Source organism: Bacillus sp. JZ39, from assembly GCF_053903145.1.
In genome coordinates, this window is sequence record NZ_CP096389.1 from 15,001 (window position 1) to 28,627 (window position 13,627).

A 13,627-nucleotide genomic window follows, 5' to 3' on the forward strand; every position below is an offset into this window, starting at 1 on the left:
ACATGCTCTTGGCTAGTTGATAATCTACATATAATATTTTGCCGAAAAGAGGGGGATTTACTAATGTGGGAAAGTAAATTTTCAAAAGAAGGCTTAACGTTCGACGATGTGCTGCTTGTGCCAGCAAAGTCTGAGGTACTTCCGCGTGATGTGGATTTATCTGTAGAACTTACAAAAACGTTAAAGCTAAATATTCCTGTCATCAGCGCAGGTATGGACACTGTAACAGAATCAGCAATGGCAATTGCAATGGCAAGACAGGGCGGCTTGGGCATCATTCACAAAAATATGTCCATTGAACAGCAGGCTGAACAAGTTGATAAAGTAAAGCGTTCTGAGCGCGGCGTTATCACAAATCCCTTCTTTTTAACTCCTGATCACCAAGTATTTGATGCGGAGCATTTGATGGGGAAATACAGAATTTCCGGTGTTCCGATTGTAAATAACGAAGAAGACCAGAAGCTTGTTGGAATTATTACAAACCGTGACCTTCGCTTTATTTCTGACTACTCAATGAAAATCAGCGACGTCATGACGAAAGAAGAGCTAGTTACTGCATCTGTAGGAACTACTCTGGATGAAGCTGAAAAGATTTTGCAGAAACATAAAATTGAAAAGCTTCCTCTCGTAGACGACCAGAATAAATTAAAAGGTCTTATCACAATTAAAGACATTGAAAAAGTCATTGAGTTCCCGAACTCATCTAAAGACATTCACGGCCGCCTGATCGTTGGCGCGGCAGTTGGTGTAACTGGCGATACAATGACTCGCGTCAAAAAGCTTGTTGAAGCCAATGTTGATGTGATTGTTATCGATACAGCTCACGGACACTCTCAAGGCGTTTTAAACACAGTCACAAAAATCCGTGAAACGTATCCCGAATTAAACATTATTGCTGGAAACGTGGCAACAGCTGAAGCGACAAGAGCGCTTATCGAAGCTGGAGCAGACGTTGTCAAAGTTGGAATAGGACCTGGCTCAATTTGTACTACACGTGTTGTAGCCGGCGTCGGTGTTCCACAAATTACAGCAATTTATGATTGTGCGACTGAAGCAAGAAAACACGGCAAAACAATCATAGCCGACGGTGGGATTAAATTCTCTGGCGATATCACTAAAGCATTGGCAGCCGGCGGACATGCTGTTATGCTCGGAAGCTTGCTTGCAGGCACATCAGAAAGCCCTGGTGAAACTGAAATCTACCAAGGCAGAAGATTTAAGGTATACCGCGGCATGGGATCAGTTGCTGCAATGGAAAAAGGAAGTAAAGACCGTTACTTCCAAGAAGAAAACAAAAAATTTGTTCCTGAAGGAATTGAAGGACGCACACCTTACAAAGGACCAGTTGAAGAAACCGTTTATCAGCTAGTCGGAGGCCTTCGTTCTGGTATGGGGTATTGCGGGTCCAAAGATCTGCGTGCGCTAAGAGAAGAAGCTCAGTTCATTCGCATGACTGGCGCAGGACTTCGCGAAAGCCATCCGCATGACGTACAGATTACAAAAGAATCACCTAACTATACAATTTCATAATAAATTGTTACAAATTAAAAACATTTGACAGGGTCTCTGACTCTGTCTATTTTTTTTATACTGATTATGATAAAATTTATACTGTTGTGCATTGAAAATGTCCTTAACGGCTTAATTATAGATGAAGAAAATGAAATACGGAGGTCGTACGATTGAACATCAAGAAATGTAAACAGCTACTGATGTCATTGGTTGTGTTAACTCTAGCTGTCACGTGTCTGGCTCCAATGTCAAAAGCAAAAGCAGCCAGCGATCCAATTGATATCAATGCATCTGCTGCTATTATGATCGAAGCTTCTTCAGGTAAAATTCTTTACAGTAAAAATGCAGATAAGAGACTGCCAATTGCGAGTATGACAAAAATGATGACAGAGTATCTGTTATTGGAAGCAATTGATCAAGGTAAAGTGAAATGGGACCAAACCTATACGCCTGATGACTATGTGTATGAAATTTCCCAAGATAACAGCTTATCAAACGTTCCTCTTCGGAAAGACGGGAAATACACAGTAAAAGAATTATATCAAGCTACAGCAATTTATTCTGCAAATGCTGCTGCTATTGCGATTGCAGAAATCGTTGCCGGTTCTGAAACTAAGTTTGTTGAAAAAATGAATGCAAAAGCAAAAGAACTAGGCTTAACAGATTACAAATTTGTTAACGCAACAGGTCTTGAAAACAAAGATCTTCACGGGCATCAGCCTGAGGGGACAAGCGTAAATGAAGAAAGTGAAGTTTCTGCAAAGGATATGGCGATTCTTGCGGATCACTTGATTACTGATTACCCTGAGATACTGGAGACTTCCAGTATCGCCAAAACGAAATTCCGAGAAGGCACCGATGATGAAATGGACATGCCGAACTGGAATTTTATGCTGAAGGGGCTTGTCAGCGAGTATAAAAAAGCGACTGTAGACGGACTGAAAACAGGTTCTACTGACTCTGCGGGTTCATGCTTTACAGGAACAGCTGAACGCAACGGTATGCGTGTCATCACTGTTGTTTTAAACGCAAAGGGCAACCTTCATACAGGCCGTTTCGATGAAACGAAGAAAATGTTTGATTATGCTTTCGACAATTTCTCCATGAAAGAAATTTATGCTGAAGGCGATCAAGTAAAAGGCCATAAAACAATTTCAGTTGATAAGGGTAAAGAGAAAGAAGTAGGCATTGTGACAAACAAGGCGTTCTCTCTTCCTGTCAAAAATGGTGAAGAAAAGAATTACAAAGCGAAGGTCACACTGAATAAAGACAACTTAACTGCTCCTGTGAAAAAAGGAACCAAGGTTGGGAAGCTGACTGCGGAATACACAGGTGATGAAAAGGATTACGGATTCCTTAACAGCGATCTGGCTGGCGTAGACCTTGTTACAAAAGAAAATGTAGAAAAAGCAAACTGGTTTGTTTTGACAATGCGCAGTATCGGCGGATTTTTTGCCGGAATTTGGGGAAGCATTGTTGATACGGTAACCGGCTGGTTTTAATCAATTGAAAGAGCTCTGATGGATGTTAGGGCTCTTTCGCGTAATATACTGAAAAAACCCAATTTTTAATAAAAAATGATTTTCAAAGCGCTAAAAACCGAATAAAATAGTATATATCCATATGAATTATTGGATTTCTAGGATACAATAAGGATTAGAAATCATATAACTATACCTTGATTAGGGGGACCAAGAAATGGCTCAAACAGGTACTGAACGTGTAAAACGCGGAATGGCAGAAATGCAAAAAGGCGGCGTCATCATGGACGTCATCAATGCGGAACAAGCGAAAATCGCTGAAGAAGCTGGAGCTGTCGCTGTAATGGCGCTAGAACGTGTGCCAGCAGATATTCGCGCGGCTGGAGGAGTTGCCCGTATGGCTGACCCTACAATCGTGGAAGAAGTAATGAATGCAGTATCTATCCCGGTAATGGCAAAAGCGCGTATCGGACATATTGTTGAAGCGCGTGTGCTTGAAGCTATGGGTGTTGACTATATTGATGAAAGTGAAGTTCTGACGCCGGCTGACGAAGAATTTCATTTAAATAAAAATGAATACACAGTTCCTTTTGTATGTGGCTGCCGTGATCTTGGTGAAGCAACACGCCGTATTGCGGAAGGTGCTTCTATGCTTCGCACAAAAGGTGAGCCTGGAACAGGTAATATTGTTGAGGCTGTTCGCCATATGCGTAAAGTTAACGCTCAAGTGCGCAAAGTAGTTGCGATGAGTGAGGATGAACTAATGACAGAAGCGAAAAACCTAGGTGCTCCTTACGAGCTTCTTCTTCAAATTAAAAAAGACGGCAAGCTTCCTGTCGTTAACTTTGCCGCTGGCGGCGTAGCAACTCCAGCTGATGCTGCTCTCATGATGCAGCTTGGTGCTGACGGAGTATTTGTTGGTTCTGGTATTTTCAAATCAGACAACCCTGCTAAATTTGCGAAAGCAATTGTGGAAGCAACAACTCACTTTACTGATTACAAATTGATCGCTGAGTTGTCAAAAGAGCTTGGTACTGCAATGAAAGGGATTGAAATCTCAAACTTACTTCCAGAACAGCGTATGCAAGAACGCGGCTGGTAAGAACATAGGAGCGCTGCTGACATGTTAACAATAGGTGTACTAGGACTTCAAGGAGCAGTTAGAGAGCACATCCATGCGATTGAAGCATGCGGCGTGGCTGGTCTTGTCGTAAAACGTCCGGAGCAGCTGAACGAAGTTGACGGGTTGATTTTGCCGGGCGGTGAGAGCACGACGATGCGCCGTTTGATCGATACGTATCAATTCATGGAGCCGCTTCGTGAATTCGCTGCTCAGGGCAAACCGATGTTTGGAACATGTGCCGGATTAATTATATTAGCAAAAGAAATTGCCGGTTCAGATAATCCTCATTTAGGTCTTCTGAATGTGGTTGTAGAACGTAATTCATTTGGCCGGCAGGTTGACAGCTTTGAAGCTGATTTAACAATTAAAGGCTTGGACGAGCCTTTTACAGGGGTATTCATCCGTGCTCCGCATATTTTAGAAGCTGGTGAAAATGTTGAAGTTCTATCGGAGCATAATGGTCGTATTGTAGCCGCGAAACAGGGGCAATTCCTTGGCTGCTCATTCCATCCGGAGCTGACAGAAGATCACCGAGTAACACAGCTGTTTGTTGAAATGGTTAAGGAATACAAGCAAAAGGCACTTGTATAAAACAGTTGAAAGCTGTGGAAACTTATAGTACATTATAAGCACAAATAAAGATCGAAAAGCGTTGATAGGAACTAGTAGGGAGCCTCTCTTTCTAAGAGAGCCGATGGTTGGTGCGAATCGGTGAAAGATGCTGTCTGAATCCATCCTTGAGCGAAATGCTGAAACAAGTAGGCATTTACGGGATAACCGTTATGTTTGAAAGTGGAAAACGAGTCTTTGATTTGTTTTCAATCAGGGTGGCAACGCGAGAGCTCTCGTCCCTTTATGGGGATGAGGGCTCTTTTTATTTTCGACAAATCAATAAAAAAAGGAGTGTTTCGCATGCTTGATACGAAAATGCTGAGAGCAAATTTTCAAGAAATTAAAGCAAAGCTTGTACACAAAGGCGAAGACTTAACTGATTTTGATAAGTTTGAGGCGCTGGATGATAGACGAAGAGAGCTTATCGGCAAGGTTGAAGAGTTAAAAGGAAAACGAAATGAAGTTTCTCAGCAGGTTGCTGTGCTGAAGCGTGAGAAAAAAGACGCGGATCACATTATTAAAGAAATGCGTGAAGTCGGCGAGGAAATTAAAAAGCTTGATGAAGAATTGCGAACAGTGGAAGCTGAGCTTGATACAATCCTTCTCTCAATCCCGAATATTCCGCATGAGTCTGTACCTGTCGGTGAAACAGAAGACGACAACGTAGAAGTGCGTAAATGGGGTGAAAAGCCTTCATTTGCTTATGAGCCGAAGCCGCACTGGGATATTGCGGATGAGCTGGGTATTCTGGATTTTGAACGTGCTGCCAAAGTAACAGGAAGCCGTTTCGTGTTCTATAAAGGCTTAGGTGCTCGTCTGGAGCGTGCGCTTTATAACTTTATGCTTGATCTGCATGTGGATGAGTATAACTACACTGAAGTGATCCCGCCATATATGGTAAACCGCGCAAGCATGACGGGAACGGGGCAGCTTCCTAAATTTGAAGAGGATGCATTTAAAATCAGAGAAGAAGATTATTTCTTAATTCCAACGGCGGAAGTGCCGATTACAAACATGCATCGCGATGAAATCCTTTCAGGTGACAGCCTGCCGATCAACTATGCGGCATTCAGTGCTTGCTTCCGTTCTGAAGCTGGTTCAGCAGGACGTGACACACGCGGATTAATTCGTCAGCACCAATTTAATAAAGTTGAGCTTGTAAAGTTTGTGAAGCCTGAAGATTCTTATGAAGAATTAGAGAAGCTTACAAACCAAGCAGAACGGGTTCTTCAGCTGCTTGAGCTTCCATACCGTGTCATGAGCATGTGTACGGGTGACTTAGGCTTTACGGCTGCGAAAAAATACGATATCGAAGTTTGGATTCCAAGCCAAGACACATATCGAGAAATCTCTTCTTGCAGCAACTTCGAAGCGTTCCAGGCGAGACGTGCGAATATTCGTTTCAGACGTGAAGCTAAAGGCAAGCCTGAGCATGTACACACACTGAACGGTTCAGGACTGGCGGTTGGAAGAACAGTTGCCGCTATCTTAGAAAATTATCAGCAGGAAGACGGAAGCGTTGTGATTCCGAAAGTGCTCCGTCCTTATATGGGGAATAGAGAAGTAATGAAACCGTAAATTATGGAAAGGCGTGCCTGACAAGGTGCGCCTTTTTGCTTATGTAAACACGGCATTTTCATAAAAACAAAAAAAGTTTTTAAAAATGCTTGACCACACGAGAACATACGTGATATAGTAAGTCTTGTCGATACGGAGGAATACCCAAGTCCGGCTGAAGGGATCGGTCTTGAAAACCGACAGGGGTGTCAAAGCCCGCGGGGGTTCGAATCCCTCTTCCTCCGCCATATTGATTTTAATTCTAATGAAACACAAGCATATATTGGAGATTGTTTTGTCCGTTGCATTCGGTGCGGCGGATTTTTTATTTTAAAGAAAAAGTGAATCTCGACTGAGATTCACTTTTTTTGATTATCATGAATAACTGAAGCAATTTGATCTACAATATTTTCAATCGAGTTTTCGTCGTTCAGAAGATCATAATCTTCAATGCGAAGTTTTAAAACAGGGCAGGCATTAAAACCGCTTATCCAGTTCTCGTAGCGTGTATGCATTTCTTCCCAATAAGACCTGCTTGTCTGAAGCTCCATCTCACGGCCGCGTTGTTCAATCCGGTTTAAAATGTTCTCCAGATCTCCTTCTAAATAGATCAACACATCTGGGTGTGGGAAATACGGTGTCATTACCATTGCTTCGAAAAGGCTTGTGTAAGTCTTATAATCAACCTTTGACATTGTCCCTTTATCAGCATGCATTTTTGCGAAAATTCCTGTATCTTCATAAATCGAACGATCCTGTACAAAACCTCCACCGGCTTCAAAAATTGTTTTCTGTTCTTTGAAGCGTTCAGCTAAGAAGTAAATTTGAAGGTGAAAGCTCCAACGTTCAAAATCATGATAGAACTTTTCCAAATATGGATTATGATCGACTTCCTCCAAAGATGTTTTAAATCCAAGCCGTTTAGCTAAAGTTTTTGTTAAAGTCGATTTTCCAACACCTACTGTTCCTGCTACTGTAATAATTGAATTCTTAGGGATATGATGTTCCTTCATACGATAAGCTCCTTTACATGGGCGGCAATGCGTTCAAAGTCGCTCTTATTCAAAACGAAATCCTTTGAATCACCATCTACGGTTAACACTGTAAGTTCAGGGTCTGCTTCCTGCAGCTGCTTGATGGCGACTTCATAATCTGAAATCAGCTGCTCCAAATAGCTAGTTTCAATTTTTTTCTCAAAGGGGCGCCCGCGTTTTTCAATGCGGTGTAGCAATGTAGGCAGACTGGCCTTTATGTAAATGATGAAATTCGGCTTTGGCAGATCATCCGTTAGCAGGTGATATATCTTTTTGTATTTTTCCAGCTGATGTGGAGACAAGGTGCGTTCCGCAAAAATCACATTTTTATAAATATGATAATCAGCTATTACAGGCTGTCCCTTTTTTAAAAAGTGATCACTGGTGTCTTCAAGCTGTTTGTATCTGTGACAAAGAAAAAACATCTCGAGCTGGAAGCTCCATTCCTCTATATTGTCATAAAACTTATCAAGGTACGGGTTATCCTCTACAATCTCATTGATCATAGGGAATCCGAATTCTTGTGAGAGCATCGTTGCGAGAGTTGTTTTTCCTGCCCCGATAGGACCTTCTATTGCAATAAAAGGGGCTGTATTCATCGGAATCCTCCTTATATCTGAAAAACGTGCGTCAGTTACCGACCTTCATATTGTATCACAACCCTTGGGTGCCCCCATGAAAAAAAGACGTTTCCAAATTATCGAAACGTCTTTTTGACAACATTAAATTGATCAGACAGCAGCAGCCAGTTTTGTGGAAAGGAAAGACCCAGCTTCCAATAGCTGATGCCTCTTAAATTCAGCTCTTTAATCAGATTGAATTTTGCTTGAATCGAGCGGGCATCCTCGAACCATACCTCGTGCCTTCTGTTTTCTGCATCAGTATAGCGGAAGAAAGGAGCTTGAGCGGTTTGGTCATACTGAATGGAAGCATTGTTCTGATCAGCTATGACAATGGCTTGCTGAGGGCTTACAGCTCTTGCCGGAGTTCCCCCTGCTGTATATGGCAGCGTCCAGTCATATCCATATAAATTCTGGCCCATGACAATTTTGTTCGCAGGCATTTCAGTCAAAGCATATTCTATGACATCACGGACAGGTCCAATTGGAGAAACCGCTTGAGGCGGCCCGCCGCTATAGCCCCATTCATATGTCATGAGAACAACAAAGTCGACAATTTGGCCATGTGCCCTGTAATCATGAGCTTCATACCATCTGCCCTGCTGTGTTGCACTTGTTTTAGGAGCAAGAGCCGTAGAAATTTCTAAGCCCTCTCGATGAAAAAGATCCCTTGCTTCGCGGAGGAATTGATTATAAGCCTCTCTATCTTGGGGCCGCAAATATTCAAAGTCGAAATGAATGTCACGGAAGCCATATCGTCTGGCATTCTCGACTATTTCATTTAGAAGCCGTCTTTTTACAGTTTCGTCGTTCAAAAGGATCCGGCCAAGTTCATCGCTGAATGCTTGGTTTTCTAGGTTCGTTATAATCATCATCAATGTTGTATTTTGACTTTCTGTAATGCTCCTTAAATTCGTTAAAGGCGGTGCGACTAAGGTTCCGTTCCGCTGTGCCTGGAAGCTGAATGCGCCAAGGAACGTTAAGTAGGGCGACGCTTCTCTGGCCGCCTGTTGGAGATTTTCGCTGACTTGATTTCCTCGGGGCTCCAAATAAGCATTTGATTCGATGTCTCGTTTAGGAGATGGTGGGATGTATAAACGGAAACCAATCTGAAGCACGGTATTTAACTGGATGCGGTTAACCCTTGCGAGCTCGGCTGCCGTTGTATTGAACTGCCGGGCGATAGATGTCAGGGTATCACCTCGCTTCACATCATAGAACTGGCCAGCTATTGGAATGACAATGGTTTGTCCGACAACAAGGCTGTCGGGATTCGGTATTTCATTCGTTTCAGCGATCTCACTTACGGTTGTTCTGTATTGTGAAGCGATAGCAGAAAGAGTGTCGCCTTGTTTTACCACATAAATTTGAATGAAAAACGCCTCCTTTCATATCGCTATCAATGTATGAAAGAAAAGCGCTGATCATGTTTGTTTTTCTGTAATTTGTTCTTCCGTCGTAATTTCTGCGAAAAGAACATTCTCCATCATAGTTAAGGCGAATTCGTTATCTTCGTCACTGTTTGACGCTATACAGTCCTTAGGAATCGTGATGCTGTATTCCCTCATATAAGCGTCATTAGCGGTAAACAGCACACATATATTGCCGGCTATACCTGTTAAGATAATATGTCTCACCTGCAACTCAGTAAGAAGGGTGTGAAGTGCAGTTTCGTAGAAAGCGGAATGTTTTGGTTTGATTAAAAAATAATCAGCATCTTCCGGAGCTATCTTTGTGATGATATCCTTGCTTCTTTCATTTGTGCATTCTTGCTGAATGTTTTTAATGTCAGCTTGCCAAAGTCCATAATGATCATTGATGTAAATAATCGGCCATTCATTTTGTCTCGCGTGCTCCTTTAATGATAAAATATGAGGAACGATTTTTTCTGTTTTTTTAGCGAGGGCTTCTCCCATATCGAATTCAAAATTATTGATCATGTCTACAATGAGAAGGGCTGTATCTGCTTTGGACAATCGACAGTCTCCTTTCCGTTTCAGTTATAGTTAATATGTAGCCTTTTTAGGCAATGAAAAAACTTTGAAAAGAGAGCTTATCCTTATGACACAAGATGAACTTTATATGAAAGAAGCAATTAAAGAAGCGAAAAAGGCTGAAGAGAAAGGTGAAGTGCCAATAGGTGCGGTGCTTGTCGTTAATGATGAAATTATAGCGCGTGCACATAATTTAAGAGAGACTGAACAGCGATCTATTGCCCATGCAGAAATGCTTGTAATTGATGAAGCGTGTAAGGCACTCGGAACATGGCGGCTGGAAGGTGCGACTCTTTATGTGACGCTTGAGCCTTGTCCAATGTGTGCTGGTACAGTCGTACTTTCTCGAGTGGAAAAAGTGGTTTTTGGCGCATTTGATCCGAAAGGCGGCTGTTCAGGCACGCTAATGAACCTTCTTCAGGAGGAACGCTTTAATCATCAGGCTGAAGTGGTGAGCGGTGTGCTTGAGGAAGAATGCGGCGGAATGCTCAGTGCGTTTTTCAGAGAACTAAGAAAAAAGAAGAAAGCCGCCAGGAAAAACTTGTCTGAATAGCACGGTTGCAATTTTTAGGGGAAACAGATATACTTAAGTGTGCATCGTAATAGATGCAACATAAAATTTGATATTTATTTTGCCGTGCTAAGCGGGGAGGTAGCGGTGCCCTGTACCTGCAATCCGCTCTAGCAGGGCCGAATCCCTTCTCGAGGTTCGTTTACTTTAAGGCCTGCCTTAAGTAAGTGGTGTTGACGTTTGGGTCCTGCGCAATGGGAATTCATGAACCATGTCAGGTCCGGAAGGAAGCAGCATTAAGTGAAACCTCTCATGTGCCGCAGGGTTGCCTGGGCCGAGCTAACTGCTTAAGTAACGCTTAGGGTAGCGAATCGACAGAAGGTGCACGGTAAATCAATCATCAAATTTTCAGACTCACCTAACATTAGGTGAGTTTTTTGTTATGTAAAAAGAGCTTTTGGAATCGAAACAAGGTTCATGTATAATGGGAATGATGAATAACGGAGGAGGGCAAACCCGTGAGTTACCAAGCTTTATATCGAGTATTCAGGCCTCAGCGCTTTGAAGATGTGGTCGGACAAGAACACATTACAAAAACGCTGCAAAATGCCCTTTTGCAAAAAAAGTTTTCTCACGCCTATCTGTTTTCCGGGCCAAGAGGAACCGGAAAAACCAGTGCAGCCAAAATATTTGCTAAGGCTGTCAACTGTGAACATGCTCCTGTTGATGAGCCATGCAACGAATGTGCGGCCTGTAAAGGGATAACAAACGGGTCAATATCCGATGTCATAGAAATTGACGCCGCTTCTAATAACGGTGTTGATGAGATTCGTGACATTCGCGATAAAGTGAAGTTTGCCCCATCGGCCGTCACATATAAGGTATATATCATAGATGAGGTGCATATGCTTTCTATCGGCGCTTTTAATGCATTACTAAAAACATTAGAAGAGCCGCCTGAGCATTGTATTTTCATATTAGCAACAACTGAACCGCACAAAATTCCTTTAACCATTATCTCTAGATGTCAGCGTTTTGACTTTAAACGAATTACCTCCCAAGCGATTGTAGGCCGCATGAATAAAATTGTTGATGCTGAACAGCTGCAAGTGGAGGAAGGATCGCTGGATATCATCGCGAGTGCTGCAGACGGAGGGATGAGGGATGCCCTGAGCCTTCTTGATCAGGCCATATCATTCAGCGGCGATATCCTGAAAGTCGAAGATGCGCTTTTAATTACGGGTGCTGTTTCTCAATTATATATCGGGAAGCTTGCACAATCCCTGCATGATAAAAACGTTTCTGACGCACTGGAAACATTAAATGAATTGCTTCAGCAAGGAAAAGATCCAGCTAAGCTGATAGAAGATATGATTTTCTATTTCAGGGACATGCTGCTGTACAAAACAGCCCCTGGCTTAGAGGGAGTGCTTGAGAAAGTAAAAGTCGATGAAACGTTCCGGGAACTAAGTGAACAAATTCCGGCTCAGGCCCTATATGAAATGATTGATATTCTGAACAAGAGCCATCAGGAAATGAAATGGACAAATCATCCGCGTATCTTTTTCGAAGTGGCCGTTGTGAAGATTTGCCAAACCTCACATCAATCTGCTGCTGATCTCCCGGAAGTGGATATGCTGATGAAAAAAATCCAGCAGCTCGAACAGGAAGTAGAGCGGCTCAAAACAACGGGCATAAAAGCAGCTGCGGAAAGCCCGAAAAAAGAAGCGCCGCGTGTGCCAAAGGGCGGGAAATCCAATTACAAAGCGCCAGTAGGCAGAATTCATGAGATTTTGAAGGAAGCCACAAGACCGGATCTTGATCTGCTCAGAAACAGTTGGGGCAAGCTTCTTGCTCATCTCAAACAGCAAAACAAAGTATCACATGCCGCTTTGCTGAATGACAGTGAACCTGTGGCTGCCGGATCGGCGGCATTTGTTCTGAAGTTCAAATATGAAATTCATTGTAAAATGGTCGCTGAGGATAACAACGGAGTCCGGACTAATCTTGAGCAGATTTTAGAATCGATGCTCGGAAAAAGAATGGATTTGATTGGCGTTCCAGAAGCACAATGGGGTAAAATAAGAGAAGAATTTTTAGAAGATCATCAGCAGGAAAATGAAGGATCAAATGAACCGGCTGAAGAAGACCCGCTTATTGCCGAAGCGAAAAAGCTTGTTGGAGCGGATTTAATTGAAATAAAAGACTAACAAAATGAAAGAGAGTGAATGCTATGCGTGGCGGAATGGGTAATATGCAAAAAATGATGAAACAAATGCAAAAAATGCAAAAGGACATGGCGAAGGCTCAAGAAGAGCTTGCAGAAAAGGTTGTTGAAGGAACTGCAGGCGGCGGTATGGTAACAGTAAAAGCAAACGGCCAAAAAGAAATCCTGGATGTTATCATCAAAGAAGAAGTCGTTGATCCAGAAGATATTGATATGCTTCAAGATTTAGTGCTTGCTGCAACGAATGAAGCTTTGAAAAAAGTTGACGAAATCACAAACGAAACAATGGGTCAATTTACAAAGGGAATGAACATGCCAGGTTTATTCTAGGGGGATAAAAGAACATGCAATATCCTGAACCAATATCAAAGCTGATTGACAGCTTTATGAAATTGCCAGGGATCGGACCGAAAACAGCGGTTCGTCTGGCTTTTTTTGTTCTAGGTATGAAAGAAGATGTAGTATTAGATTTTGCGAAAGCATTAGTAAATGCGAAACGCAACCTGACATATTGTTCAGTTTGCGGGCATATTACAGATCAGGACCCTTGCTATATATGTGAAGATACGCGCAGGGATAAGTCTGTTATCTGTGTTGTGCAAGACCCTAAGGATGTTATCGCTATGGAGAAAATGAAGGAATACAACGGACAGTATCACGTTCTTCACGGCGCTATTTCTCCAATGGACGGCATCGGACCGGAGGATATTAAAATACCAGAATTGTTAAAACGATTACAGGATGATCAAGTGACAGAAGTGATCCTCGCGACAAACCCTAATATAGAAGGGGAAGCAACGGCGATGTATATATCAAGGCTCCTCAAGCCATCTGGTATTAAGCTCTCCCGTATTGCCCACGGACTGCCCGTCGGCGGTGACTTGGAATATGCTGACGAGGTCACTCTTTCTAAAGCACTTGAAGGAAGACGTGAATTGTAAGGAGGAAAAAGCGAT

At 42.6% G+C, this 13,627-nt stretch carries 13 protein-coding genes, 1 tRNA gene, 1 other RNA gene and 1 other annotated feature; of the genes, 11 read left to right on the top strand and 4 right to left on the bottom strand.

Annotation, left to right across the window (positions count from 1 at the left end; translation table 11 throughout):
• Positions 1-63 precede the first annotated feature (63 nt).
• The 6 genes from guaB (at position 64) to M1D65_RS00095 (ending at position 6,533) form a co-directional block, all read left to right on the top strand.
• Positions 64-1,530 carry an IMP dehydrogenase gene (gene guaB / locus M1D65_RS00070; protein ID WP_003226803.1) on the top strand — a complete coding sequence of 489 codons (1,467 nt, stop codon included), beginning with the start codon at positions 64-66 and terminating at the stop codon, positions 1,528-1,530.
• Between the two features lie 152 nt (positions 1,531-1,682).
• A complete protein-coding gene (gene dacA, locus M1D65_RS00075; RefSeq protein WP_015482683.1) occupies positions 1,683-3,014 on the top strand; it encodes a D-alanyl-D-alanine carboxypeptidase in 1,332 nt (443 codons plus the stop codon).
• Between the two features lie 196 nt (positions 3,015-3,210).
• Positions 3,211-4,095 (top strand): pyridoxal 5'-phosphate synthase lyase subunit PdxS, encoded by an 885-nt coding sequence (gene pdxS / locus M1D65_RS00080; protein WP_003247145.1) that lies wholly within the window; start codon positions 3,211-3,213, stop codon positions 4,093-4,095.
• Between the two features lie 21 nt (positions 4,096-4,116).
• The gene (pdxT, locus tag M1D65_RS00085) at positions 4,117-4,707 is read left to right on the top strand and encodes a pyridoxal 5'-phosphate synthase glutaminase subunit PdxT (protein ID WP_064671159.1); all 591 of its coding nucleotides are present in this window, start codon (positions 4,117-4,119) and stop codon (positions 4,705-4,707) included.
• A gap of 52 nt (positions 4,708-4,759) precedes the next feature.
• Positions 4,760-4,972: a binding site (T-box leader), on the top strand.
• 56 nt (positions 4,973-5,028) lie between these two features.
• Positions 5,029-6,306 (top strand): serine--tRNA ligase, encoded by a 1,278-nt coding sequence (gene serS / locus M1D65_RS00090; RefSeq protein ID WP_003247131.1) that lies wholly within the window; start codon positions 5,029-5,031, stop codon positions 6,304-6,306.
• A gap of 134 nt (positions 6,307-6,440) precedes the next feature.
• Positions 6,441-6,533, top strand: a tRNA-Ser gene (locus tag M1D65_RS00095).
• 111 nt (positions 6,534-6,644) lie between these two features.
• On the opposite strand, the gene dck is transcribed toward M1D65_RS00095, so the two are convergent.
• The 4 genes from dck to M1D65_RS00115 all read right to left on the bottom strand — a co-directional run bounded on the left by dck (position 6,645) and on the right by M1D65_RS00115 (position 9,915).
• Positions 6,645-7,298 carry a deoxyadenosine/deoxycytidine kinase gene (dck, locus tag M1D65_RS00100; RefSeq protein ID WP_003226792.1) on the bottom strand — a complete coding sequence of 218 codons (654 nt, stop codon included), beginning with the start codon at positions 7,296-7,298 and terminating at the stop codon, positions 6,645-6,647.
• On the bottom strand, positions 7,295-7,918 hold the full coding sequence (gene dgk, locus M1D65_RS00105; protein ID WP_003226790.1) for a deoxyguanosine kinase: 624 nt from the start codon (positions 7,916-7,918) through the stop codon (positions 7,295-7,297). The genes dck and dgk overlap by 4 nt, the downstream gene beginning before the upstream one ends.
• A 98-nt stretch (positions 7,919-8,016) precedes the next feature.
• Positions 8,017-9,300, bottom strand: coding sequence for a LysM peptidoglycan-binding domain-containing protein (locus tag M1D65_RS00110; protein ID WP_456270714.1), 1,284 nt, complete (start codon positions 9,298-9,300; stop codon positions 8,017-8,019).
• Between the two features lie 63 nt (positions 9,301-9,363).
• Positions 9,364-9,915: an isochorismatase family cysteine hydrolase gene (locus M1D65_RS00115; RefSeq protein WP_456270715.1), complete on the bottom strand. Its 552-nt coding sequence runs from the start codon at positions 9,913-9,915 to the stop codon at positions 9,364-9,366.
• 85 nt (positions 9,916-10,000) lie between these two features.
• Here M1D65_RS00115 and tadA point away from each other — a divergent pair, with 85 nt between their 5' ends.
• The 5 genes from tadA to recR all read left to right on the top strand — a co-directional run bounded on the left by tadA (position 10,001) and on the right by recR (position 13,612).
• Positions 10,001-10,486: a tRNA adenosine(34) deaminase TadA gene (gene tadA / locus M1D65_RS00120; RefSeq protein ID WP_456270716.1), complete on the top strand. Its 486-nt coding sequence runs from the start codon at positions 10,001-10,003 to the stop codon at positions 10,484-10,486.
• An 82-nt stretch (positions 10,487-10,568) separates the two neighbouring features.
• An RNA gene (ffs, locus tag M1D65_RS00125) (signal recognition particle sRNA large type) lies at positions 10,569-10,833 on the top strand.
• 129 nt (positions 10,834-10,962) lie between these two features.
• Positions 10,963-12,654: a DNA polymerase III subunit gamma/tau gene (dnaX, locus tag M1D65_RS00130; protein ID WP_029317164.1), complete on the top strand. Its 1,692-nt coding sequence runs from the start codon at positions 10,963-10,965 to the stop codon at positions 12,652-12,654.
• 23 nt (positions 12,655-12,677) lie between these two features.
• Entirely contained in the window at positions 12,678-13,001 is a 324-nt protein-coding gene (locus tag M1D65_RS00135) for a YbaB/EbfC family nucleoid-associated protein (protein WP_003225427.1), read from the top strand.
• A gap of 14 nt (positions 13,002-13,015) precedes the next feature.
• Positions 13,016-13,612, top strand: coding sequence for a recombination protein RecR (gene recR, locus M1D65_RS00140; protein ID WP_003225425.1), 597 nt, complete (start codon positions 13,016-13,018; stop codon positions 13,610-13,612).
• Positions 13,613-13,627 lie beyond the last annotated feature (15 nt).

What these genes read in the sequence shown, in the direction of transcription:
- guaB (WP_003226803.1), top strand. Translation starts at nt 64, where the DNA reads ATGTGGGAAAGTAAATTTTCAAAAGAAGGCTTAACGTTCGACGATGTG.
- pdxS (WP_003247145.1), top strand. Translation starts at nt 3,211, where the DNA reads ATGGCTCAAACAGGTACTGAACGTGTAAAACGCGGAATGGCAGAAATG.
- pdxT (WP_064671159.1), top strand. Translation starts at nt 4,117, where the DNA reads ATGTTAACAATAGGTGTACTAGGACTTCAAGGAGCAGTTAGAGAGCAC.
- serS (WP_003247131.1), top strand. Translation starts at nt 5,029, where the DNA reads ATGCTTGATACGAAAATGCTGAGAGCAAATTTTCAAGAAATTAAAGCA.
- dck (WP_003226792.1), bottom strand. Translation starts at nt 7,298, where the DNA reads ATGAAGGAACATCATATCCCTAAGAATTCAATTATTACAGTAGCAGGA.
- dgk (WP_003226790.1), bottom strand. Translation starts at nt 7,918, where the DNA reads ATGAATACAGCCCCTTTTATTGCAATAGAAGGTCCTATCGGGGCAGGA.
- tadA (WP_456270716.1), top strand. Translation starts at nt 10,001, where the DNA reads ATGACACAAGATGAACTTTATATGAAAGAAGCAATTAAAGAAGCGAAA.
- M1D65_RS00135 (WP_003225427.1), top strand. Translation starts at nt 12,678, where the DNA reads ATGCGTGGCGGAATGGGTAATATGCAAAAAATGATGAAACAAATGCAA.
- recR (WP_003225425.1), top strand. Translation starts at nt 13,016, where the DNA reads ATGCAATATCCTGAACCAATATCAAAGCTGATTGACAGCTTTATGAAA.